The following is a 22,990-nucleotide window of genomic DNA, read 5'->3' on the forward strand; positions in this document are numbered from 1 at the left end:
GGTGGAGTCATGTCCGGTTACGACGCCTCGGCGGCCACCCGGGTGGTGGTCGGCGTGAGCGGCTCCCTGGGCAGCGTCACGGCCCTGCGCCGGGCCGCCGCGCTGGCCAGGCGCCTGGGAGCCGAGCTTTGGCCGGTGCTGGCGTGGGAGCCGCCCGGCGGCGATCCGGCGGCGCGCCGCACCCCCGCCTCCGGCCTGCTGGTCGAGGAGTGGCAGCGGCTCGCCAAGCAGCGGCTGGCCTCGGTGCTCGACGAGATCTTCGGCGAGGACGGCCCGGGCGTCCCCATGCGCGCCCTCGTCGTCCGCGGCGCGACGGGCAGGGCGCTGGTCGCGATCGCGGACCGCGAGAACGACGTCCTCGTCGTCGGCGCCGGCCGGCGCGGCCTGCACCGCGCCTTCTCGGGCCGGGTCTCACGGCACTGTCTCGCCCACGCCGTCTGCCCGGTCCTCGCGGTGCCGCCGTCGCCGCTCGAGTCCGACCTGGTGGCCGTCCACCGGCGCAACGCCTGGCACCTGCGGATGGACACCCGCGATCTGTGAGGCCCGGCCGAGCCGTCCTCACCACCTCCGGCCCTTCCCGGTCACCTCCTTCGGCCCTGCCCGGCCCGACGGGTCCGGCGCTGCGGACGCGTCAAGAACCGCCGGTGCGTCGTCAGGGAATCATCAAGGTGCGAGGCGACCGCGCGCCGCGGAGCCCGCCCCTCCCTACCGTCGGTCCCATGGAGCACCGCGACGACACACGCGCCGAGCCGGCGTCCGTACGCCCGGGCGGCACCGGCGCCGTCGTGTACGACCGCCAGTGGGCCGCCGGCCTGCGCACCGCGGCCCTGTGCGCGGCCGGACTGCTCGGCATGCTCCTGTTCATCGACTGGGCGGCCGGCACCTTGTCCTGGGGGCGCTGCGCTCTGTGGATCGCGCTGGCTCTGCTCCTCTTCCTCGTGCTGTTCCCCGCACGCGTCTGTGCCGGTGAGGGCTGGCTGGCCTCGCGCCGCATGGTGCGCACCCGCCGCGTTCGTACCGATCTCCTGGTCGCGGTCCGCCCGCTGGGCGGCGTCTCGCAGCGCCTGGTCCTGCGCGACGCCCTCGGCGCCCGGGTCGAGGTCGACCCCGAGATCTTCATCGACAACCCCGACCTCTGGTGCCTCCTCGACGAGGGCACCCGCCGCTCGGAGGCGGCCGGCACCCTGCTGTGCGGCACGACCGCCCTGCACCGGCTCGCCGAACGCATCGACCGCGAGACGGCGCTGGCCGTCTTCAGGACCTCGGGGCTGGAGTAGCCCGACTGAACGCCCCCGCTGCGGCTGCGGATCCGCGTTGCCCAGGGCAGCATGGAGGTGTCGTACGCGATGACGCACGGTGTCCGCACCGGGAATCCGCGGCCGCCGCTCCCCCGCACCTGCCGACGCGTCCCGTCAGGCTCCGGGCCTCCGCTTCTTGACGCGTCGCCGCCCCCGGTCGGGCCATTCTTAACGCAAGATTGACGCCCACCGGCCCCGGATCCGTGGGCCCAGGCGTCACGCTCTGCTTACGCTGGTGCCGCCGTCCGTGTGATGGCCGGAAACAGCTGAGCCGCACACCAGGAGCACGCCGATGGCCACGACCGAGCACCCCCCTCCCAGTCGTCTGCGCACGTGGATGCTGGAGGGGCTGTCCGACATGGGCAAGCACGGCGGCCACGCAGGACCCCACGCCGAACCGGAACCCCCGCACAAGGGCCAGCGCTGGTACCGGGTGATGTGCCTGACGGGTGTCGACTACTTCTCGACCCTCGGCTACCAGCCGGGCATTGCGGCCCTGGCGGCCGGACTGTTGTCGCCCATCGCGACCATCGTGCTCGTCATCGTGACCCTCGCCGGCGCCCTTCCGGTCTACCGCCGGGTGGCCGAGGAGAGCCCGCACGGCGAGGGTTCGATCGCCATGCTGGAGCGGCTGCTGTCGTTCTGGCAGGGCAAGCTGTTCGTGCTGACCCTGCTGGGCTTCGCGGCCACCGACTTCCTCATCACCATCACCCTGTCGGCCGCCGACGCCTCCACCCACCTGGTGGAGAACCCGCACCTGACCAGCACGCTCCACGGCCACCAGATGCTGATCACCCTGTTGCTGGTGGCCCTGCTCGGCGCGGTGTTCCTCAAGGGCTTCCTGGAGGCCATCGGCGTCGCCGTCGCGCTGGTCGGCATCTACCTCGCGCTCAACGTCGTCGTGGTGATCGTCGGCCTGTACCACGTCATCACCGCCGGGCATGTGATCACCGACTGGTCCAGCGCCCTGACCACGGAGCACGGCAACGTCTTCGTCATGATCGGCGTGGCCCTGATCGTCTTCCCGAAGCTCGCCCTGGGTCTGTCCGGCTTCGAGACCGGCGTCGCCGTGATGCCGCACGTCAAGGGGGACGACAGCGACACCGAGGAACAGCCGGTCGGCCGGATCCGGGACACCAAGAAGCTGCTCACCACGGCCGCCCTGATCATGAGCGCCTTCCTGATCGCCACCAGCTTCATCACGACGCTGCTGATCCCGGCGGACGAGTTCAAGACCGGCGGCCAGGCCAACGGCCGCGCGCTCGCCTACCTCGCGCACGAGTACCTGGGCGGTGCCTTCGGCACGGTCTACGACGTCTCGACCATCGCCATCCTCTGGTTCGCCGGCGCCTCCGCCATGGCGGGTCTGCTCAACCTGATGCCGCGCTACCTGCCGCGCTACGGCATGGCCCCGCACTGGGCGCGGGCCGTCCGCCCGATGGTCATCGTCTTCACCCTGGTCGCCTTCCTGGTCACCTGGATCTTCGACGCCAACGTCGACAAGCAGGGCGGCGCCTACGCCACCGGCGTGCTGGTGCTGATCAGCTCCGCGGCGATCGCGGTGACCATCGCCGCGCGCAAGGCGGGCCAGCGCGGCTGGACCGTCACGTTCGGGATCATCTCCGTGGTGTTCCTGTACACCACCGTCGTCAACGTGATCGAGCGCCCGGACGGTGTGAAGATCGGTGCCTGCTTCATCGCGGGCATCATCCTGGTCTCGCTGATGTCCCGGCTGGCCCGCGCCTTCGAGCTGCGCGTGACCCACGTGACCATGGACCCGATGGCGGAACGATTCGTCCGGGACATGGCCAGCCGCAAGATGCGGTTCATCGCCAACGAGCCCGACCGGCGCGACAAGGCCGAGTACCGGGACAAGATCGAGCAGATCCGGGCCGACAACGAGATGCCCGAGCAGGAGGACTTCGTCTTCGTCGAGGTCACGGTGACCGACCCCTCCGAGTTCGAGGCGGGTCTGATCGTACGCGGCGACGTCCTGCACAACCGCTACCGCGTCCTGACGGTGGAGTCCTCCTCCATCCCCAACGCCCTCGCGGCGCTGCTCCTCCACGTCCGGGACATGACGGGCTGCACCCCGCACATCTACTTCGAGTGGACCGAGGGCAACCCGTTCGCCAACTTCCTGCGCTTCTTCCTCTTCGGGCAGGGCGAGGTCGCCCCGGTCACCCGCGAGGTGCTGCGCGAGGCGGAACCGGACCGTGCCCGCCGTCCCCGCGTCCACACCGGCTGAGCACCGACGCACACCACTCGTTTCACACCCCGTGTCCCGGGTTTCCGGCCGCGCGATCTATGGTGACGACCATGCAGTCCTACACCATCGGGCAGGCCGCGCGGCTGCTCGGCGTGAGCCCGGACACGGCCCGCCGCTGGGCCGACGCCGGCCGGGTGGCCACCCATCGCGACGAGTCCGGCCGGCGTCTGATCGCCGGCAAGGACCTCGCCGCGTTCTCGGTCGAACTGGCCCAGACGAGCGCCGGTGAGGAAGACGCCTCCTACACCTCCGTCCGCAACGCCTTCCCCGGCATCGTCACCGCCATCAAGCTCGGCGACGTCGCCGCCCAGGTGGAGATCCAGGCGGGTCCGCACCGACTGGTCTCCCTGCTGACCCGGGAGGCCGTCGAGGAACTGGGCCTGGAGGTCGGCATGGAGGCCACCGCCCGCGTGAAGTCGACGAACGTACACATCGACCGCGTCTGACTCCGCACCGCCCGGTGCCGAGGTGCCGGCACGGTGCCGATCCGGTGCTGGCCCGGTGCCGATCCGTTGCCGGCTCGGTGCCGTCACCGTCGTACCCCTCACCGGCACAGCAGCGCCGCCCACAGGTCGATGGCCCGCCGCCTCGACCTGGACCCGCTGGAGTTCAAGGCGCGCAACATCATCGGCCCCGACGAGCCGATGCAGACGCCGGGCGGCCACGAGGAGGACCTGCACATCGCGAGCTACGGCCTCGACCAGTGCCTGTCGATCGTGCGCCGGGCTCAGGCGGAGCCGCGGGCCGAGGCCCCGAGGGCTGGCTGGTCGGCGAGGGCGCGGCCCTGGCGATGATCGCGACCGGCCCGCCCGGCGGCCACATCGCCGACGCCCGGGTGGCCCTGCTGCCCGACGGCACCTTCGATCTGGCCGTCGGCACCGCCGCCTTCCGCCGCTACCGGCTGCCCCAGTACGCCGATGTGCCGCGCGCCGAGGTGCACTTCATGAGACGGCCGACGCGATCGGCCCGCTGGGCGCCAAGTCGATGAGCGAGAGCCCCTTCAACCCGGTCGCGCCGACCCTGGCCAACGCCCTGCGGGACGCGACGGGGCTGCGGTTCACGGAGTTGCCGCTGACGCGCGACGGGGTGTGGCCGGCGCTGGAGCGGCGGGGCGGTAGCCGCCGTCCACCCGGATCGCGGTGATCCCGCTGACGTGCCGGGCCCCGCAGCGGTCCTGCGGGAGCACCAGCTGGGGGCCGGCCGCGTCGAGCGGGGTGTCGTCGATCGTGACGGCGAGCAGCACGGGGGCGGCGGCGAAGTCGGGGTCGATCTCGGCCCAGGACAGCAGGGCCTGGTGGCCGTCGGTACCGGTGACGGCGATGAGGAAACGCAGCCGGTCCTTGCGCCTGGCGGGGTCGAAGCCGGGTCCGGCGCCGGTGAGCACGTCGCACAGGCGTGGGCCGGTGAACCGGTGGTGCTCGATGCCGCTGGTGGCGCACTCGAAGGCGACGTCCGCCCGGTGCTACGGCCAGCGGAGCAGGTCCGGCACGGTCAGCCGGGCGGGCCGGGCCAGATCGCCGGCCAGGGCGATGTGCGCGAGCGTCACCTGCGACCACCTCCGGCTGGAGCCTACCCGCGCGATACCTTCGTAGAAACGCATATGCCAGCCCAAAGCAAGAACATCCCAGCTCATGCGATGTGACAGGTGCCTTAGGTCTTGCAAATGCGGCAGTATTATCGCCGCGTGGCCGGATTCCGGCCCTGGAAGGGCGCGACAGCTGTTCCACAGACCCGAGGAGTAGACACGTGATGACCCGTTCCATGCGCCGGGCCCGGATGCTGCAGCTGGCCGGCGCGGGAGCCGCCGCCCTGATGGCCCTCAGCGCCTGCTCCTCCTCCGACGACTCGTCGACCACCAAGTCCGACACGTCGGGCATGTCCGGCTCCGCCGCTCCCAAGCTCTCGGGCACGGTCACCGTGTTCGCGGCCGCCTCCCTGAAGGAGAGCTTCACCGCCTTGGGCAAGCAGTTCGAGCAGGAGCACCCGGGCACCAAGGTCAGCTTCAACTTCGGCGGCAGCGACACCCTCGCCGCCAGCATCACCGGCGGTGCCCCGGCCGACGTCTTCGCCGCCGCCAGCCCCAAGACCATGAAGATCGTGACGGACAAGAGCGACGCGGACGGCACCCCGGCCACCTTCGTCCGCAACCAGCTGGAGATCGCCACCCTGCCGGGCAACCCCGACAAGGTGTCCTCCTTGAAGGACCTCACCAAGTCCGGCATCAAGGTTGTCCTGTGCGACAAGACAGTGCCCTGCGGCGCCGCCGCGCAGAAGGCGCTGGACGCCGCCAAGATCAAGCTCACCCCGGTCTCCTACGAGCAGGACGTCAAGAGCGCCCTGACCAAGGTCGAGCTGAAGGAGGCCGACGCCGCGGTGGTCTACAAGACCGACGTGATGGCCGCGGGTGACAAGGTGGAGGGCGTGGAGTTCCCCGAGTCGGCCAAGGCGATCAACGAATACCCGATCGCCCTGCTGAAGAACGCGCCCAACGCCCAGGCGGCCAACGCCTTCATCGCCCTCGTGCAGTCCGCCGAAGGCCAGAAGGTGCTGACCGAGGCCGGCTTCCTGAAGCCGTGACCTCGCTCGACAAGCCCGGCGCCGCGACCGGCCCCCGCACGGGCGGGCCGCGGCGCCGCCCTGCCCGCACGAGCCCCCGCGGGGTGCCGCTGCCACTGCTCGTGCCGGGCGTGGTGGCCCTGGCGTTCCTGCTGCTGCCCCTGATCGCGCTGCTGCTGCGCGCCCCCTGGCGGAGCCTGCCGAGGCAGCTGACCAGCACCGAGGTGTGGCAGGCGCTCCAACTGTCCCTGATCAGCGCCACGGCGGCGACCGCGGTCACCCTGGTGCTGGGGGTGCCGCTGGCGTGGCTGCTGGCCCGTACGGAGTTCCCCGGCCGTGGTCTGGTCCGCGCGCTGGTGACCCTGCCGTTGGTCCTGCCGCCGGTGGTCGGCGGTGTGGCGCTGCTGCTCGCCCTCGGCCGCAACGGGGTTATCGGCAGGTGGCTCGACTCCTGGTTCGGAATCACCCTGCCCTTCACCACCACGGGGGTGGTGATCGCCGAGGCGTTCGTCGCGATGCCCTTCCTGGTCATCAGCGTCGAGGGCACCCTGCGGGCCGCCGACCCGCGCTTCGAGGAGGCGGCCACCACGCTCGGCGCCTCCCGTTTCACCGCGTTCCGCCGGGTCACCCTGCCGCTCATCGCCCCCGGCATCGCCGCGGGCGCCGTGCTGGCCTGGGCCCGCGCGCTCGGCGAGTTCGGCGCGACGATCACCTTCGCGGGCAACTTCCCCGGCCGTACCCAGACCATGCCGCTCGCGGTCTACCTCGCCCTGCAGAACGACCCCGAGGCCGCGATCGCCCTCAGCCTGGTCCTGCTCGCGGTGTCCATCGCGGTGCTGGCGGGACTGCGAGACCGTTGGATGACCACCTCATGACAAACCCCCACCCCCCAACCACCGACGGCCCCCAGCCCCTCCACGCACGGCCCGCAACCGCCGACGGCGCTGAACCCCCACCCGTGCCACCTGCACCCGACCACGCAGGTGGCACGGGTGGTGCGGGTGGGAACCCAAAGCCGGCCGCAGGCCGGCTACCCACCACGCACCCGCACCCACACACGCGCCCGAACACGCACCTGCCCACCCCCAACACCGCCTCCCCCCACACCGACGGCCTCGACGCCCACCTCGTCGTCGACCGCACCACCTTCCGGCTGGACGTCACCCTCACCGCCGCCCCCGGCGACGTCGTCGCTCTCCTCGGCCCCAACGGCGCCGGCAAGACCACCGCCCTGCGCGCCCTCGCCGGCCTCACCCCGCTCACCGACGGCCACCTGCACCTGGACGGCACCTCGCTGGACCACACTCCCCCGGAGTCCCGCCCCGTCGGCGTGGTCTTCCAGGACTACCTGCTCTTCCCGCACCTGTCCGCCCTGGACAACGTGGCCTTCGGCCCGCGCTGCCAAGGCGCGAGCAAAGCCGAGGCACGGACCCAGGCGGCCGCCTGGCTGGACCGGATGGGCCTCGCCGACCACGCGGGCGCCAAGCCCCGCCGCCTCTCCGGCGGCCAGGCCCAGCGCGTCGCGCTCGCCCGGGCACTGGCCACCCGGCCCCGGCTGCTGCTCCTGGACGAGCCGCTCGCGGCCCTGGACGCCCGTACCCGCCTGGAGGTCCGCGCCCGGCTGCGCCGGCACCTCGCCGAGTTCGAGGCGGTCGCCGTCCTGGTGACGCACGACCCGCTGGACGCCATGGTGCTCGCCGACCGGCTGGTGGTCGTCGAGCATGGCCGAGTCGTCCAGGAAGGCTCCCCCTCCGACATCGCCCGGCGTCCGCGCACGGACTACATCGCGCGGCTCGTCGGCCTCAACCTCTACCGGGGCCAGGCCGAGCGGCACACCGTACGGCTCGACGCGGGCCCCTCGATCACGACCACGGAAGACCTTTCCGGACCGGTCTTCGTGGCCTTCCCGCCGGGTGCCGTCACCCTCTTCCGGGACCGGCCCACCGGCGCCAGCGCCCGCAACCTGTGGCGCTGCGAGGTCGCCGGTCTGGAGACGCACGGCGACCAGATCCGCGCCGACCTCACCGGTGAACTCCCGCTCGCCGCCGACCTCACCACGGTCGCCGCGGCCGAACTCGACCTGCACCCGGGGGCTTCGGTCTGGGCGTCCGTCAAGGCGACGCAGACGCACGCATACCCTGCGTGAGCAGCCGCGCACATTACGGTGTGGGCCCATGACCATGAGTATCCGCAACCAGCTTCCCGGCACCGTCACGGCGGTCCACCCCGGCGAGGTCATGGCGACCGCGAAGATCCGGCTGGCCGGCGGCCAGGACCTGACCGCCGCGATCACCCTGGAGGCCGTACGGGACCTCGGGCTGTCCGAGGGGACCTCCGTCCGCGCTCTGGTGAAGTCGACCGAGGTGTCCCTCGCCACCGAACACCCGCGGCACATCTCGATCCGCAACCAGCTGCCCGGCACCGTCAGCGACGTCTCCTCCGGCGCCGCCATGGCCACCGTCAAGGTCGCGGTCGACGGCGGCGGCGTCCTCACCTCCGCGATCACCCAGGAGTCCGCGGACGACCTCGGGCTGAAGGCCGGTGACCGCGTGGTGGCCCTGATCAAGTCGACAGAGGTGGCCCTGACCACCACCTGACACGGACGAGGCCCTGATCACCGCCTGACACCGTGAGGCCCGATCACCGGCTGACACGGACGAGGCCCCGCCCGGGTGTCCGGGCGGGGCCTCGTCCCGTCACTCGCTCCGCGTGCCGCCGAACGGCATCACGGCAGCATCACGGCATACGACGTCACTCAGTCCTCGTACGCGTCCAGCGGCGGGCAGGAGCACACCAGGTTGCGGTCGCCGTAGGCCTGGTCGATGCGGCGCACCGGCGGCCAGTACTTGTCGGCGGCCGAGACGCCGGCCGGGAAGACGGCGTCCTCGCGGCTGTAGGCGTGCTTCCACTCACCGCCGAGCGCGGCCGCGGTGTGCGGGGCGTTGTGCAGCGGGTTGTCGTCCGCGGGCCACTCGCCGGCGCCGACCTTCTCGATCTCCGCGCGGATGGCGATCATCGCGTCGCAGAACCGGTCCAGCTCGCCCAGGTCCTCCGACTCGGTCGGCTCGATCATCAGCGTGCCGGCCACCGGGAAGGACATGGTCGGCGCGTGGAAGCCGTAGTCGATCAGGCGCTTGGCCACGTCGTCCACGCTCACGCCGGTCGCCTTGGTCAGCGGGCGCAGGTCGATGATGCACTCGTGCGCGACCAGGCCGCCGGGGCCGGTGTAGAGCACCGGGTAGTGCGGCTCCAGACGCTTGGCGATGTAGTTCGCCGAGAGCACGGCGACCTGCGTGGCCCGCTTGAGGCCCTCGCCGCCCATCAGACGGACGTACGCCCAGGAGATGGGCAGGATGCCCGCGCTGCCCCACGGCGCCGCCGAGATCGGGCCCACGCCGGTCTCCGGGCCGGCGGCCGGCTGCAGCGGGTGGTTCGGCAGGTACGGCGCCAGGTGCGAGCGGACCGCGACCGGGCCGACGCCGGGGCCGCCGCCGCCGTGCGGGATGCAGAACGTCTTGTGCAGGTTCAGGTGCGAGACGTCACCGCCGAAGTGGCCGGGCTTGGCGAGGCCGACCAGGGCGTTGAGGTTGGCGCCGTCGACGTACACCTGGCCGCCGGCCTCGTGGACCTGGGCGCAGATGTCGGCGACGTGCTCCTCGAAGACGCCGTGCGTCGACGGGTAGGTGATCATCAGGACCGCCAGCTCGTCGCGGTACTGCTCGATCTTCGCCCGCAGGTCCTCGACGTCGATCTCGCCGTCCTCGGCGGTCTTGACGACGACGACCTTCATACCGGCCATCACGGCGCTGGCGGCGTTGGTGCCGTGCGCGGAGGACGGGATCAGGCAGATCGTGCGCTGCTCGTCGCCGTTGGCGCGGTGGTAGCCGCGGACGGCCAGCAGACCGGCCAGCTCGCCCTGGGAACCGGCGTTCGGCTGCAGCGAGACCTTGTCGTAGCCGGTGACCTCGGCGAGACGTTCCTCCAGCTCGTGGATGAGCGTGAGGAAGCCCTCGGCCTGCTCGGCGGGCGCGAACGGGTGCAGCTGGCCGAACTCGGGCCAGGTGACCGGCTCCATCTCGGTGGTCGCGTTGAGCTTCATGGTGCAGGAGCCCAGCGGGATCATGCCGCGGTCGAGCGCGTAGTCGCGGTCGGCCAGCTTGCGCAGGTAGCGCAGCATCGCGGTCTCGGAGCGGTGCTCGTGGAAGACCGGGTGGGTCAGGTAGTCGTCGGTGCGCAGCAGCGCCTCGGGCACGGCCTCCGCGGCGGCCGCGTCGAGGGCCTCCACGTCGCCCTCGACGCCGAAGGCGGCGAAGACGGCGCCAAGCTGCGCCCGGTTGGTGGTCTCGTCGCAGGCGAGGGAGACGTGGTCGGCGTCGACGAGACGCAGGTTGACCCCGTTCTCCCGGGCGGCGGCGACGACCTCGGCGGCCTTGCCGGGCACGCGCGCGGTGAGGGTGTCGAAGTAGGCGCCGTGGACGATCTCGACACCGCCGGCCTTCAGGCCCTCGGCGATGATCGTGGCGTACCGGTGGGTGCGCCGCGCGATGGCCTTCAGGCCCTCGGGACCGTGGTAGACGGCGTACATGCCGGCCATCACGGCGAGCAGCACCTGCGCGGTGCAGATGTTGCTGGTGGCCTTCTCACGGCGGATGTGCTGCTCACGGGTCTGCAGCGCCAGGCGGTAGGCCTTGTTGCCATCGGCGTCCACGGAGACGCCCACCAGGCGGCCGGGGAGGCTGCGGGCGAACTTCTCGTGCACCGCCATGTAGCCGGCGTGCGGTCCACCGAAGCCCATCGGCACACCGAAGCGCTGGGTCGTGCCGACCGCGATGTCCGCGCCCAGCTCGCCCGGCGAGGTCAGCAGGGTCAGCGCCAGCAGGTCGGCGGCGACCGTGACCAGGGCGCCCAGCTCGTGCGCCTGCTCGATGACCGGCTTGAGGTCACGTACGGCACCCGAGGCACCCGGGTACTGGAGCAGCACGCCGTTGATCTCACGTGCGGCGATGTCGGCCGGGATGCCCTCGCTGAGGTCGGCGACGACGACCTCGACGCCGGTCGGCTCGGCGCGCGTCTCGATGACGGCGATGGTCTGCGGCAGCGTGTCCGCGTCGACCAGGAACAGGCCCTTCTTGTTCTTGCCCATGCGCCGGGACAGCGCCATCGCCTCGGCGGCGGCGGTGCCCTCGTCGAGCAGGGAGGCTCCGGAGGTGGGCAGGCCGGTGAGCTCGGCGACCATCGTCTGGAAGTTCAGCAGGGCCTCCAGGCGGCCCTGGGAGATCTCGGGCTGGTACGGCGTGTAGGCCGTGTACCAGGAGGGGTTCTCCATGACGTTGCGCAGGATGACGGGCGGCGTGAAGGTGCCGTAGTAGCCGAGCCCGATCATCGACCCGAGGACCTGGTTGCGGTCGGCGAGGGAGCGCAGCTCAGCGATTACCTCGGCCTCGGTGCGGGCGCCCGGAAGGTCGAGGGCGTCGGCGTTCTTGATCACATCCGGGACCGCGGCGGCGGTCAGCTCGTCGAGCGAGCCGTAGCCGACGTGCGCGAGCATCTTGGCCCGCGCCTCCTGGTCGGGCCCGATGTGGCGCTGCTCGAAGGGGATGCCCGCTTCGAGCTCGGAGAGCGGAATGCGATGGGCGGTCATGTACGGAGGCCTCCTGGTCTGTACGACCTGCGAGGGGCACCGCGGCGTGGGTGCCCAGACGGCCTCCCCCTCTGTCATCTCAAACCTGAGAGCTTCACCGGGCGCCCTGAGGGCCCCGGCTTTCACCGTCGGTGAGGGCGGGAGCCGTCGGCGCCCGCCCTGCTTTCCAGAGTGACCTCGTCCGTGCGGTACGGGGGCCTGAGAGATTCCGGGGAGGAGTTGCTCCTTCGGCGCCTCCGAGTGCTCGGAGGACTCTCCCGCACGGGGTCAGCAGCCGTTGCCAGACTACCAGCGAGGTCAACGCCCGGGGCCTCGAGTGGCCGCCTCCCTGAATCTGCTCTTTTGTAGTGCTTACGGATGAGTTGCGACCAAGTGGAGGGAGAGGGACCGTGCAGACCGACATCGATCCGCGCAACCTGATCGGCCGCAAGGCGCTCGACCGCAACGGCACCAAGATCGGCACCATCGACGAGGTCTACCTCGACGACGCCACCGGCGTGCCGGAGTGGGCGGCCATACGCACCGGTCTGTTCTCCCGGGACGCCTTCGTCCCGCTGGAGCCCAGCGAGCTGATCGAGGGCACCCTCCGGGTCCCCTTCGACCGCGCGCTCATCAAGGACGCCCCCGACTTCGGTGTGGGCCGCCATCTCTCTCCCGAACAGGAACTGCAGCTCTACCACCACTACGGTCTGGACGTGACCCCACCCACCGACATCCCCGACCACGACTTCGGCAAGCTGGCGGGAACGGAGGAAACCTGAGGCACCCTTCCCGGCTCAGGGGGCTGCCGGCCCCCTGAGCCGCACCGGCCGGCGACCCCTAAGCATCGGTCTCCACCACACCCTCCACCAGCGGCAGCGGCTCCGCCGGCTCCAGATCAGGATCGTCGACCAAGAACGTCCGCACCCGCCCCGGCTCCGACTGCGGCGTCTCGAACCGCACGGTGACCCGTCCCAGGCCGCTGCCCTGCACCCAGCCGTGCCCGTACTCGGCGTGCCGGACGTCGTACCCGGCACGCCACTGCCGCTCGGCGGGCTCCGGGGGCGGCTCCACGGCCTCGGCCACATCGCCGTCCGGCGCCTCCGCCGCCCCCGAGGGCTGCGCCGCCTGCGCGAACAGATCCTCCTGCGTGTAGTCGGCGAGCCCGGAGACGCCCACGCCGAGCAGCCGCACCCCGCCCGTGGTGTCCACGGACTCCAGCAGCCGCGCGGCCGCCTCACGGATCACCGCGGGGTCGTCCGTGGGCCCCCTGAGCGTCTCGGAGCGGGTCAGCGTCGAGAAGTCGTAGCGCCGCACCTTCAGCACGATGGTCCGCCCGGACAGCCCGGATCCGCGCAGCCGCCGGACGCACCGGTCGGCCAGCCGCTGGACCTCCAGACCGACCCGGAGCCGGTCATGGATGTCCACGTCATAGGTGTCCTCCACGGACACCGACTTGGCCTCCCGCTCGGCCACCACGGGTCTGTCGTCGCGCGCGAGCGCCATCGCGTACAGAGCGTGCCCGTGTGCCTTGCCGAGCATCCGGACCAGCTCGTCCTCACCCGCCTCGGCCAGCTCCTCGACCGTGGTGATCCCGGCCCGCCGCAGATGATCCCCGGTGGCCGGCCCGACCCCGGGCAGGGTCCGCACCGACATGGGTCCCAGCAGCTCCCGCTCGGTCCCGGGCTCGATGATCACCAGGCCGTCGGGCTTGGCCTGCTCCGAGGCGATCTTCGCGAGCATCTTGGAGGCGGCGAGCCCCACCGACCCCGTCAGCCCCGTGGCCGCCCGTATGTCCGCGCGCAGCTTGGTCCCGGCCAGCAGCGCGGACTCCTCGTCCCAGGCCGCTCCCCCGGCCTCCAGGTCCACGAACGCCTCGTCCAGGCTCAGGGGCTCCACCAGCGGCGACAGCGCCCGCAGCAGCGCCATCACCTGATCGCTGACCGACCGGTAGAGCGCGAAGCGCGGCACGAGGTACGCGGCGTTCGGCGCGAGCCGGCGTGCCTGGGCCATGGGCATCGCCGAGTGCACCCCGAAGACCCGCGCCTCGTACGACGCGGTCGCCACCACCCCGCGTGGTCCGAGCCCGCCCACGATGACGGCCTTCCCGCGCAGGCTCGGCTTGGACGCCTGCTCCACCGAGGCGAAGAAGGCATCCATGTCGAGATGCAGGATCGTGGGCGCGTTTCTCACATCTCCGATGCTGCACCACGCCACTGACAATGCGGCCCCCGTGGGGGCGCCGGCGGACCGGGGTGTCAGACCGCCCGGTTGCGCCGTCTCGCCAGTTCGTCCGCGGGGTTCTGCCCCACCAGGGTCTCCCCGGTGTCGATGCGCTCGCCGTGCAGCTGGGAGAGCGCGCTCTCCACGTCCCGCCACACCACGCCCACGGCGATCCCGAAGATGCCCTGACCACCCTGGAGCAGGGCGTGCACCTCGTCGGGCGAGGTGCACTCGTAGACCGTGGCACCGTCGCTCATGAGGGTCATCCGCTCAAGATCACGGAAACCGCGTTCTCTGAGGTGCTGGACGGCCGTACGGATGTTCTGCAGCGAGACGCCCGTATCCAGAAAGCGCTTGACGATCTTCAGGACGACGACGTCCCGGAAGCTGTAGAGACGCTGCGTACCCGACCCGTAGGCAGGCCGTACGCTCGGCTCGACCAGCCCGGTACGGGCCCAGTAGTCGAGCTGCCGGTAGGTGATTCCGGCCGCCGCGCAAGCCGTGGGGCCGCGATACCCGATCTGCTCGGACGTCATGGACGCCGCCCCTCCGCCGCTCGGCACCACCGTCGGCCGCTGCGGGGCGTGATCGGCCGCGCCGGCGGGATGAGCGTATCCCCTGCTCGAACGCAGCTGAGAGCCTGGGGGAGGGTACGGACCGCTCTCCCCGAAACCGCGTCCGGGGGCACCCCCAGCCGTACCGTCGCCGCTGATGCTCACGCCGACCTCCGTCCTTGACCTGCCTTCTCGACGGTAGGCAGTCACCAGGGGTGCGTCAACGATCGCCACACTCGGCACGCCGAGTGATAATCACCCTAGGAGTGGTTTTCCGTGCCCCACCGCGGGGAAAGGCTAGCCGAATGCCGTCGTGGGAAGGCGTAGGACGCTCTCACGGGCCGCTGGCAATTGCCGTCGCGGCGGCCCGTCGCCGCACCGCTGAACGGCCGGTTCCGGGCCCCTGGGGCCGCGCGGCTCGGCACGCGCGGCCGACCGCGCCTCACTGGCTGCTGGTGCCGAAGTCCTCGGGCGAGATCTGGTCGAGGAACTCGCGGAACTTCTCCACCTCGTCCTCCTGCTCGTCCGGAATCGCGATGCCGGCGTCGTCCAGCACCGTGTCACTGCCAAAGATCGGCGTTCCGGTGCGCAGGGCCAGCGCTATGGCGTCGGACGGACGGGCGCTCACCTCGACCCCGCTGGCGAAGACCAGCTCCGCGTAGAAGACGCCCTCACGCAGGTCCGTGATGCGCACTTCCGTCAGCTCCTGACCGACGGCCTCCAGCACGTCCTTGAACAGATCGTGGGTCAGCGGTCGTGCGGGGGCCATGCCCTGCTGCGCGAAGGCGATCGCCGTCGCCTCTCCCGGCCCGATCCAGATCGGGAGGTAACGGTCGCCCCCCACTTCGCGCAGGAGCACGATCGGTTGGTTGGAGGGCATTTCGACCCGGACACCTACGACATCGAGCTCGTTCACACAGCAACCCTAGGCCGTGCTCGGGACGTTTGGGTAGTCGGGCCGGGAACAGGCGGCCGATCCGGCCTCCGGGCGCCCCTCCGTTCAGGGCAGCCGCACGCCGAGAGCGGTCTTGACCATCGCCGCGTGCAGCTTCACCGTGAGCGCCGCCAGCTCCTTCGTACGGGCCTCGGCGTGTGCCCTGGTCTGCGGGTTGCGGTGGCGCTTGAGCGGAGCCACCACCTGGTCCACGAGCCCCGCCTCGCGGTCGGCGGCCGCCTTCATCACCCGAAGGTGGCGCGGCTCGATCCCGAAGCGGCCCAGCTCGGCCACGAGCGAGGCCACGGTGACGGCCTCGGCGTCGTACGCCCCGTCCTCCAGGGGAGCGACCAGCCCGTACGACTCCCACTCCTTCAGGTCACCCTCGTCGACCCCGGCGGCCGCCAGCAGTTCGGCCCGCCCGACGCGGGCGACCGTGGGCCCGTCGGACGGCTGCTCCGACTCCGCGTCCTCCGGGCTGCGCTGCCGCCCCACCACGGGCAGCTGGACGGCCTCACCGCGCTCCATGGCCTCCAGATGCTCGCGGATCACCTTGAGCGGCAGATAGTGGTCCCGCTGCATCCTCAGGACGTGACCGAGGCGCTCGACGTCCCCGGCACTGAACTTGCGATACCCCGAGGGGGTCCGCCGCGGTTCGATGAGCCCCTCCGACTCCAGGAAACGGATCTTGGAGATGGTGACTTCGGGAAACTCGTCGCGCAGCACGTTCAGCACCGTGCCGATGCTCATCAGCCCACTGTCCGTGGCGGCGGTACCGCTTCCGGCACCGCCGCTCGGTGTTTGAAGCATGGACCTTCCCTGGGGTCCCCGGACGGCGTCCGGTGAGGTCAGATGCCCTGTCGGCTCGCGTAGAAGACCAGCCGGTACTTGCCGATCTGCACCTCGTCACCGTTCGACAGAGCGACCTGGTCGATGCGCTCGCGGTTGACGTACGTGCCGTTCAGGCTGCCCACGTCGGCCACCGTGAACGAACCGTCCGGGGAGCGCCGGAACTCCACGTGGCGACGCGAGACCGTCACGTCGTCCAGGAAGATGTCGCTCTGCGGATGACGGCCGGCCGTGGTCAGGTCGCCGTCCAGCAGGAAGCGGCTGCCCGAGTTCGGCCCCCGGCGCACCACCAGGAGCGCCGAGCCCAGCGGCAGCGCATCGACGGCCGCCTGCGCCTCGGGCGAGAGCATCGGCATCGGCGTCTGGCCGGTCGCCTCCGCGTCGTAGGCCTCGAGGCCGGAGATGGAGATCGTGGACGTGGTCTCGGAGGCGCGCTCGGGCGCCACACCAGGACGCAGGGGCGCACCGCAGTGGGAGCAGAAGCGGGCGTTCTCCGCGTTGCGGTTACCGCACCTCGTACACACCAGGACCGACATGGACGGATCCTCCTGCCGCGGAAGCCCCGCGGGGGCGTTGGACGCATACGGGTCAGAGGCAAACCCTCCACCCGCACTTGAGGTTGACGGTTGCCCGAAACCTATGCCGCCGGACTGGGCAGGGTCAACAGACGCCGCGCCCTGGCCTCCGGAAATGTCACCGCCCGGACCAGCGACCTGGTCCCGGAACAGCGGGCGCTGGCCCTCCGCGTCAGGCTGTGCGCGATGGCGAGCGGTCGCGTTGTCGCTGCCCTCTCGCGCGCTCTTGCCGAACAACTTCGCAAACAACTTCACGGGCGATTCCCCTTGACCGAAACAGACCCGCCCGTGGGGCAGGACGAACCCTGATTGCCGACACCGGTCGACCCGGACATCCTCACAACGTCCGTTTCCACCAAACAGTTTCCACCACGCACCTCCCCATCGGTGCGCCGACCCCCCGCAACCTCATGCCCCTGCCGGAAGCCCCCCATGCACCACTGGTTCACCGGGAGGACGACCGAGCGTAGTCAGGCTGCTTCGCCTGTCGCAAGGCATCCACGACGATCTTGCTCGACCGCTCGACAGTCACCGTGGCCTGCTCCTTCTCCAGAGTCTGCACCACGCCTCCCGGGATGTTCAGCGCCGGCTCGAGGTCCTGCGGCTTGCCGATGACCTTGAAACGATAGGGCGCGTCGATCTTGTTCCCGTCGACACTCACGCTCTTGCCGGAGTCGGTCAGATAGGTGTTCGCGACGATGCGCACCCCGTTGATCTCGATCGCCTCCGCGCCGGCCGCGCGCAACTCCTGGATCGCGTCGAGCAGCATGTCCGCTTTGACCGTCCCCTTCGTGTCCTCGACCGTCATGGTGATGCCGGGACCCTGCGCCGCGACTGTGCCCGCCAGAATGCCGAGTTGCTTCTCCTTCTCGGCGGTCTGCTTGCGGGCCTCCGCGGCCTGGTCGGAGCTGCTCTGCAGTTCCTGGCGCTGCTTTTCGAGTCCCTGCTTCTCGTCCTCAAGACGCTGAGTACGGTCGTCGAGTTCATCGAGGATGCGAACAAGATCTTCCTGACGGGCGCCGCGCAGGGCGCTGCCGCTGTCGCTGTTCGACGCCACCTGCACCGCGAGCCCGAAGCCGAGCCCGAACAGCAGCACCGCGACGATGAGTTGCGCACGGGTGAGCCGCGGCGGCCAAAGCCCCTTGACCAGCCGCTGACGCCCGGTGAGCTTCGGCTCACCGCTCTCGGCCGCGGCCGGCTCGGTCTCGGGCCCCGACGCCGGGACCTCGTCGGGCAGTTCCCTGCGCAGCCTGTTCTCCGGCCGCTCGTCCTGGTCGCTCATCGGTGTCACGCCCGGAACACGTGCCGGCGGATGGCCGCGGCGTTGGAGAAGATCCGGATGCCCAGGACCACCACGACGCCGGTGGACAGCTGCGCGCCCACGCCCAACTTGTCGCCCAGGAACACGATCAACGCGGCCACGACCACGTTCGACAGGAACGACACCACGAAGACCTTGTCGTCGAAGATGCCGTCGAGCATGGCCCGCAGACCACCGAAGACGGCGTCCAGCGCCGCCACGACGGCGATCGGCAGATACGGCTCGACGACCGCCGGAACCTCGGGCCGGACCAACAGGCCGGCCACGACTCCCACGACGAGGCCCAGTACGGCGATCACGATGTGCCCTTCTCAGTCTTCTCGGCGTTCGGCTGTGCAGTACGTACGGTCACGCTCGGTGCGGCGGGCAGCCGAACGTCACCCTCGGTGGCGATGGTGGCGCGGATGCCGAAGTTCTGTTCCAGAGCGTGCAGGAACAACCCGTCGGCGCTGTTCTGGAACCTGGTGCTCAGCTGTTGCCCGTCCCCCACGGCCAGCACCGTGTACGGCGGTACCAGCGGCTTGTTGTCGACCAGTATCGCGTCACCCGCGGCCCTGATCGCGGACAGGGCGGTCAGCCGCTGGCCGTTGATGGAGACGGCCTCGGCGCCGGACGCCCACAGTCCGTTGACCACGCGCTGCATGTCCCGGTCACGCACCCGCCCGGTGTCGGAGAACCCGGACGTCTCGCGCGGATTGGTGCCGTCGCCGCCGGCGTCGGCCTCCTTGGCGTCGTCCACCACGAGCCTGACCCCTGGGCCGTGCACCGCCGTGGCACCGGACAGGATGCCCACCACGTCCGAACTGCTGCCGCCACCGCTCGCCCGCAGCGCCTCGCGCTGCCGCGCGCCCACGTCGTCCCGCAGCTTGTCGACATCGCCCTCGAGCTTGTCCGCGGAGGCGGTCTCACGGTCGATGCGGTCGATCAGCTCCTGGCGCTCCTTGGCCACCACCGGCGCCGCCACGCGCGCCTGTGCCGCGCCGACGGTCACCACGAGCGCCGCCAGGACCAGACCCCCCGCCAGGCCCAGCTTCGCCCTGAGGGTCTTCGGCAGCCCGCCCTCGCCCTCGGACTTCTTGCGGGCGGCGGCCTCGGCATACCCGTCGTCGAGGCTGTGGTCCATGACGTTGGTGATCAACGACATGGACGCGTCCGGGCGAGGCGGCCGCCCGGGGCTGCTCCGAACGGGGGGTTGCTGCGGCATGCCGCACATCGTCGCATGTCGCGAGCCGTACCTCCGAACGGCCCCACCGGCGTGCCGGACAGGCCCCCTTAGAGTGACACTTGTCCGGCACGCGCGCGTGCGGTGGATTTGCGCACCGAGCCGTGCCGTCCACCGTTCGGCGCACCGCTCGGTGCCGCTCCGTCTACCGTCCGGCGCTGTCCACGACGGCCGACCACTCGTCCAGCAGGGCCTGCGCGGAGGCGTCGTCCGGGCCCTCCGCCCACAGGTGCGTGACCGCCTCGGCCGGGTCCGGCAGCACCATCACCCAGCGGCCGTCGGTCTCCACGACCCGCACACCGTCCGTCGTGTCGACAAAGCGATCCCCGGCCGCCTCGACGACCCGCCGCATCACCAGACCCTTGACGGCCCACGGCGTCGCCAGGTCCCGCTTGAGGACATGAGCCCGCGGAATCCGCGCGTCGATCTGGCTCAGCGTGAGCTGCGTCCGCGCCACCAGCCCGATCAGCCGTACGAACGCCGCCGTGCCGTCGAAGACGCTGCCGAACTCGGGGACGATGAACCCGCCCTTGCCGTCACCGCCGAAAATGGTGCCCTCTTCGCCGCCCACGCGCGTCAGGTCGTCGGGAGACGTGGTCGTCCACTCGACCTGGGTGCCGTGATACGCGGCCACCTGCTCCGCGATCCGGGTCGTGGTCACCGGCAGCGCCACCCGCCCGCTGCGCCGCTCGGCGGCGACCAGGTCCAGCATCACCAGGAGCGCCCGGTCGTCCTCGATGATCCGGCCCTTCTCGTCCACGAGCGACAGCCGCTCGCCGACCGGGTCGAACCGAACGCCGAACGCGGCCCCGGAGGACGCCACGATCTCACCGAGCCGCATCAGCCCCTTGCGGCGTATCTCGGCCGTCTCGGTGGGCCTGGACTCGTCGAGACCGGGGTTGATGGTCAGCGAGTCCACACCGAGCTTGCCGAGGAGGCTGGGCAGCACGAGGCCCGCACTGCCGTTGGAGGCGTCCACGACGACCTTCAGACCGGCCTCCGCGATCCCGGTCGTGTCGACGTTCCGCAGCAGCGAACCCGTGTACGAGTCGAAGACGCTGGACGGGAAGTACAGATCGCCTATCTCGCCCGGGAACGCCCGCCGGTACTCCTGCCGCGCGAACACCCGGTCGAGCTTGCGCTGGCTGCCCTGCGACAGGTCCGCTCCCTGCCCGTCGAAGAACATGATGTCGACGGAGTCCGGGACACCCGGCGAGGTCCGGATCATGATGCCGCCGGCGCTGCCGCGCGCGGTCTGCTGCCGTGCCACGGGCAGCGGCACGTTCTCCAGGTCGCGTACGTCGATGGCGCTCGCCTGGAGGGCGGAGATGACCGCCCGCTTGAGCGCACGGGCCCCTCGGGAGTGGTCACGTGCCGTGGTGACCGTGGCGCCCTTCTTCAGCATGGTCGCGTACGCGCCGGCCAGCCGTACCGCCAGCTCGGGCGTGATCTCCACGTTCAGGATTCCGGACACACCCCGGGCGCCGAAGAGATGCGCCTGTCCCCTGGACTCCCAGATGACCGAGGTATTGACGAAGGCACCGGCCTCGATGGTCTTGAACGGGTAGACCCGGACATTGCCCTGAACGATCGATTCTTCACCGATCAGGCACTCGTCACCGATGACCGCGCCGTCCTCGATCCGGGCCGCTCGCATGATGTCGGTGTTCTTCCCGACGACGCAGCCGCGGAGATTGCTGTGCTGCCCGATGTACACGTTGTCGTGCACAACGGCCTTGTGCAGGAAGGCACCGCTCTTGACGACCACGTTCGATCCGACGACGGTGTGCTCGCGGATTTCCGCGCCGGCCTCGACCTTGGCGTAGTCACCGATGTAGAGCGGCCCGCGCAGCACCGCGTCCGAGTGCACCTCGGCGCCCTCGGCGACCCACACGCCCGGCGAGATCTCGAAACCGTCGATGTCGACGTCGACCTTGCCCTCGAGGACGTCGGCCTGGGCCTTCACATAGCTCTCGTGGGTGCCGACGTCCTCCCAGTAGCCCTCGGCGACAAAGCCGTAGATCGGCTTGCCTTCCTTCATGAGCTGCGGAAAGACGTCACCGGACCAGTCGACGGGAACGTCGGCTTCGACGTAGTTGAAGACTTCGGGCTCCATGACATAGATGCCCGTGTTCACCGTGTCGGAGAAGACCTGCCCCCAGGTCGGCTTCTCGAGGAAGCGCTCGACCTTTCCTTCCTCGTCGACGATGGTGATGCCGAACTCCAGCGGATTGGGCACCCGGGTCAGGCAGACCGTGACCAGAGCGCCCTTCTCCTTGTGGAAATTGATCAGCTCCGTGAGGTCGAAGTCGGTCAGGGCATCGCCGGAGATGACGAGGAAGGCATCGTCCTTCAACGCCTCTTCGGCGTTCTTGACGCTTCCGGCGGTACCGAGTGGCTTCTCCTCATTGGCATAAGTGAGCTCCATTCCGAGCTCTTCGCCATCACCGAAGTAGTTCTTGACCAGCGATGCCAGGAACTGCACGGTGACGACGGTCTCGGTCAACCCGTGCCTTTTGAGCAGCCGTAGCACGTGCTCCATGATCGGGCGGTTCGCCACCGGCAGGAGCGGCTTGGGCATGCTTGAGGTCATGGGGCGCAGGCGCGTGCCTTCGCCACCAGCCATCACGACGGCCTTCATGTCGGAAGCGTCCTCCTCCAAGAGACGACGGTCCAGCCGACTTCACCCGTCCAGATTGTCCCGCACTTTTCACCCGCGGGCCATCGAAGCACTACGTCAGGACAATCGCCGAGCTCAATCGGCCATGGCGTCCGCACGCACCAGACGGCGGACTTGAACCACGTAGAGCACTCCTGCCCACCAGTAGAGCGTCGTACCCCAACCTGCGAACGCCCATCCGAAAATGGCAGCGAGTGACGCGATCCAACCACTCCCGTCACTGAGCAGCAGCAACGGGAACGCGTACATCAGGTTGAACGTGGCTGCCTTCCCCAGGAAGTTCACCTGCGGCGGCGGATAGCCGTGACGCCTGAGGATGCCCACCATCACCAGCAGAACCAGCTCTCGCAACAACAGGAGGGCGGTCAGCCAGATCGGCAGGATCTCCCGCCAGGTGAGACCCACCAGCGTGGAAAGCACGTAGAGCCGGTCGGCGGCGGGATCGAGAAGCCGGCCGAGGCTGCTGATCTGATTCCAGCGCCGGGCGAGCTTGCCGTCGAGATAGTCACTGACCCCGCTCAGGGCGAGTACCAGGAGAGCCCAGCCGTCGCTGTTCGGGCCGCCGAACTCCGGCCTGAGGATCAACCACAGGAAGAGGGGTACGCCGACGAGCCGCGCCATGCTGAGGATGTTGGGGATGGTGAGGACCCGGTCCGTCTGGACACGGGTCTCCTGGACCTCCACCCGGGGGCCTCCTGTTGCGAAACGAACCAACGATGCCCCCTGACCCTACCTCAACGCAAAAAAGCTCCGGCTCCTGGGCTGTATGCCCAAGAGCCGGAGCTTGAAAGGGAGTTCGGCGGCGTCCTACTCTCCCACAGGGTCCCCCCTGCAGTACCATCGGCGCTGTGAGGCTTAGCTTCCGGGTTCGGAATGTAACCGGGCGTTT

20 protein-coding genes, 1 rRNA gene, 2 pseudogenes and 1 riboswitch are annotated in these 22,990 nt (G+C 70.4%); of the genes and pseudogenes, 10 read left to right on the plus strand and 13 right to left on the minus strand.

Going from position 1 to position 22,990, the window contains the following annotated elements:
- The first annotated feature begins 9 nt into the window (after nt 1-9).
- The 5 genes and pseudogenes from ABZ865_RS38145 to ABZ865_RS38165 form a co-directional block, all read left to right on the plus strand.
- A complete protein-coding gene (locus ABZ865_RS38145; protein ID WP_361240810.1) occupies nt 10-540 on the plus strand; it encodes a universal stress protein in 531 nt (176 codons plus the stop codon).
- Between the two features lie 179 nt (nt 541-719).
- Nucleotides 720-1,277, plus strand: a complete 558-nt coding sequence (locus ABZ865_RS38150; RefSeq protein ID WP_361240813.1) for a hypothetical protein — start codon at nt 720-722, stop codon at nt 1,275-1,277.
- Between the two features lie 313 nt (nt 1,278-1,590).
- A complete protein-coding gene (locus ABZ865_RS38155; protein ID WP_361240816.1) occupies nt 1,591-3,546 on the plus strand; it encodes an amino acid transporter in 1,956 nt (651 codons plus the stop codon).
- Nucleotides 3,547-3,617: 71 nt separating this feature from the next.
- Entirely contained in the window at nt 3,618-4,013 is a 396-nt protein-coding gene (locus tag ABZ865_RS38160; RefSeq protein ID WP_361240819.1) for a helix-turn-helix transcriptional regulator, read from the plus strand.
- A 129-nt stretch (nt 4,014-4,142) separates the two neighbouring features.
- Nucleotides 4,143-4,710 (plus strand): annotated as a pseudogene (locus ABZ865_RS38165) (aldehyde oxidase); the annotation flags it as partial.
- Here the strand turns inward: ABZ865_RS38165 and ABZ865_RS38170 are convergent.
- Nucleotides 4,625-5,167, minus strand: a pseudogene (locus tag ABZ865_RS38170) (molybdopterin-dependent oxidoreductase). The pseudogenes ABZ865_RS38165 and ABZ865_RS38170 sit on opposite strands and share 86 nt — an antisense overlap.
- Before the next feature lie 149 nt (nt 5,168-5,316).
- Here ABZ865_RS38170 and modA point away from each other — a divergent pair.
- From modA to ABZ865_RS38190, 4 genes are all read left to right on the plus strand, one after another.
- Nucleotides 5,317-6,144 (plus strand): molybdate ABC transporter substrate-binding protein, encoded by an 828-nt coding sequence (gene modA / locus ABZ865_RS38175; RefSeq protein ID WP_361240822.1) that lies wholly within the window; start codon nt 5,317-5,319, stop codon nt 6,142-6,144.
- A complete protein-coding gene (gene modB, locus ABZ865_RS38180) occupies nt 6,141-6,998 on the plus strand; it encodes a molybdate ABC transporter permease subunit (RefSeq protein ID WP_361240825.1) in 858 nt (285 codons plus the stop codon). Before modA ends, modB begins: the two co-directional genes overlap by 4 nt.
- Before the next feature lie 200 nt (nt 6,999-7,198).
- The gene (locus tag ABZ865_RS38185) at nt 7,199-8,269 is read left to right on the plus strand and encodes an ABC transporter ATP-binding protein (RefSeq protein WP_361240888.1); all 1,071 of its coding nucleotides are present in this window, start codon (nt 7,199-7,201) and stop codon (nt 8,267-8,269) included.
- 28 nt (nt 8,270-8,297) lie between these two features.
- Nucleotides 8,298-8,720: a TOBE domain-containing protein gene (locus tag ABZ865_RS38190; RefSeq protein ID WP_361240828.1), complete on the plus strand. Its 423-nt coding sequence runs from the start codon at nt 8,298-8,300 to the stop codon at nt 8,718-8,720.
- Nucleotides 8,721-8,878: 158 nt separating this feature from the next.
- Here ABZ865_RS38190 and gcvP read toward each other — a convergent pair whose 3' ends face one another.
- Nucleotides 8,879-11,764, minus strand: a complete 2,886-nt coding sequence (gene gcvP / locus ABZ865_RS38195; protein ID WP_361240831.1) for an aminomethyl-transferring glycine dehydrogenase — start codon at nt 11,762-11,764, stop codon at nt 8,879-8,881.
- 176 nt (nt 11,765-11,940) lie between these two features.
- Nucleotides 11,941-12,034: riboswitch (glycine riboswitch) on the minus strand.
- Nucleotides 12,035-12,153: 119 nt separating this feature from the next.
- On the opposite strand from gcvP, the gene ABZ865_RS38200 reads away from it, so the two are divergent.
- Nucleotides 12,154-12,525, plus strand: a complete 372-nt coding sequence (locus tag ABZ865_RS38200) for a PRC-barrel domain-containing protein (RefSeq protein WP_361240834.1) — start codon at nt 12,154-12,156, stop codon at nt 12,523-12,525.
- Nucleotides 12,526-12,583: 58 nt separating this feature from the next.
- Here ABZ865_RS38200 and ABZ865_RS38205 read toward each other — a convergent pair whose 3' ends face one another.
- From ABZ865_RS38205 to rrf, 11 genes are all read right to left on the minus strand, one after another.
- Entirely contained in the window at nt 12,584-13,936 is a 1,353-nt protein-coding gene (locus tag ABZ865_RS38205) for a DNA polymerase IV (protein WP_361240837.1), read from the minus strand.
- Nucleotides 13,937-14,001: 65 nt separating this feature from the next.
- A complete protein-coding gene (locus ABZ865_RS38210) occupies nt 14,002-14,685 on the minus strand; it encodes a MerR family transcriptional regulator (protein WP_361240840.1) in 684 nt (227 codons plus the stop codon).
- Nucleotides 14,686-14,962: 277 nt separating this feature from the next.
- Nucleotides 14,963-15,436, minus strand: a complete 474-nt coding sequence (locus ABZ865_RS38215; RefSeq protein WP_037684412.1) for a bifunctional nuclease family protein — start codon at nt 15,434-15,436, stop codon at nt 14,963-14,965.
- Between the two features lie 84 nt (nt 15,437-15,520).
- The gene (locus ABZ865_RS38220; protein WP_361240843.1) at nt 15,521-16,264 is read right to left on the minus strand and encodes a MerR family transcriptional regulator; all 744 of its coding nucleotides are present in this window, start codon (nt 16,262-16,264) and stop codon (nt 15,521-15,523) included.
- A gap of 38 nt (nt 16,265-16,302) precedes the next feature.
- Nucleotides 16,303-17,133, minus strand: a complete 831-nt coding sequence (locus tag ABZ865_RS38225; protein ID WP_361240846.1) for an FHA domain-containing protein — start codon at nt 17,131-17,133, stop codon at nt 16,303-16,305.
- A 190-nt stretch (nt 17,134-17,323) separates the two neighbouring features.
- Complete coding sequence (locus ABZ865_RS38230) at nt 17,324-18,160, minus strand: DUF881 domain-containing protein (RefSeq protein WP_361240849.1); 837 nt, start codon at nt 18,158-18,160, stop codon at nt 17,324-17,326.
- Between the two features lie 5 nt (nt 18,161-18,165).
- Nucleotides 18,166-18,498, minus strand: coding sequence for a small basic family protein (locus ABZ865_RS38235; protein WP_003988855.1), 333 nt, complete (start codon nt 18,496-18,498; stop codon nt 18,166-18,168).
- Complete coding sequence (locus ABZ865_RS38240) at nt 18,495-19,412, minus strand: DUF881 domain-containing protein (RefSeq protein WP_361240852.1); 918 nt, start codon at nt 19,410-19,412, stop codon at nt 18,495-18,497. Before ABZ865_RS38240 ends, ABZ865_RS38235 begins: the two co-directional genes overlap by 4 nt.
- Nucleotides 19,413-19,566: 154 nt before the next feature.
- Nucleotides 19,567-22,062: a mannose-1-phosphate guanyltransferase gene (locus tag ABZ865_RS38245; RefSeq protein ID WP_361240855.1), complete on the minus strand. Its 2,496-nt coding sequence runs from the start codon at nt 22,060-22,062 to the stop codon at nt 19,567-19,569.
- Between the two features lie 114 nt (nt 22,063-22,176).
- The gene (locus ABZ865_RS38250) at nt 22,177-22,785 is read right to left on the minus strand and encodes a CDP-alcohol phosphatidyltransferase family protein (RefSeq protein ID WP_361240858.1); all 609 of its coding nucleotides are present in this window, start codon (nt 22,783-22,785) and stop codon (nt 22,177-22,179) included.
- A 110-nt stretch (nt 22,786-22,895) separates the two neighbouring features.
- A 5S ribosomal RNA gene (gene rrf / locus ABZ865_RS38255) occupies nt 22,896-22,990 on the minus strand; the annotation flags it as partial.

Source organism: Streptomyces sp. NPDC047085 (genome assembly GCF_040643735.1).
In the GTDB taxonomy this organism is placed as follows: Bacteria; Actinomycetota; Actinomycetes; order Streptomycetales; family Streptomycetaceae; genus Streptomyces.

Excerpts from the sequence above, each read along its gene's own strand:
- ABZ865_RS38145 (WP_361240810.1), top strand. The coding sequence starts at position 10 with ATGTCCGGTTACGACGCCTCGGCGGCCACCCGGGTGGTGGTCGGCGTG.
- ABZ865_RS38150 (WP_361240813.1), top strand. The coding sequence starts at position 720 with ATGGAGCACCGCGACGACACACGCGCCGAGCCGGCGTCCGTACGCCCG.
- ABZ865_RS38155 (WP_361240816.1), top strand. The coding sequence starts at position 1,591 with ATGGCCACGACCGAGCACCCCCCTCCCAGTCGTCTGCGCACGTGGATG.
- ABZ865_RS38160 (WP_361240819.1), top strand. The coding sequence starts at position 3,618 with ATGCAGTCCTACACCATCGGGCAGGCCGCGCGGCTGCTCGGCGTGAGC.
- modA (WP_361240822.1), top strand. The coding sequence starts at position 5,317 with ATGACCCGTTCCATGCGCCGGGCCCGGATGCTGCAGCTGGCCGGCGCG.
- ABZ865_RS38190 (WP_361240828.1), top strand. The coding sequence starts at position 8,298 with ATGACCATGAGTATCCGCAACCAGCTTCCCGGCACCGTCACGGCGGTC.
- gcvP (WP_361240831.1), bottom strand. The coding sequence starts at position 11,764 with ATGACCGCCCATCGCATTCCGCTCTCCGAGCTCGAAGCGGGCATCCCC.
- ABZ865_RS38220 (WP_361240843.1), bottom strand. The coding sequence starts at position 16,264 with ATGCTTCAAACACCGAGCGGCGGTGCCGGAAGCGGTACCGCCGCCACG.
- ABZ865_RS38230 (WP_361240849.1), bottom strand. The coding sequence starts at position 18,160 with ATGAGCGACCAGGACGAGCGGCCGGAGAACAGGCTGCGCAGGGAACTG.
- ABZ865_RS38240 (WP_361240852.1), bottom strand. The coding sequence starts at position 19,412 with ATGTGCGGCATGCCGCAGCAACCCCCCGTTCGGAGCAGCCCCGGGCGG.
- ABZ865_RS38245 (WP_361240855.1), bottom strand. The coding sequence starts at position 22,062 with ATGAAGGCCGTCGTGATGGCTGGTGGCGAAGGCACGCGCCTGCGCCCC.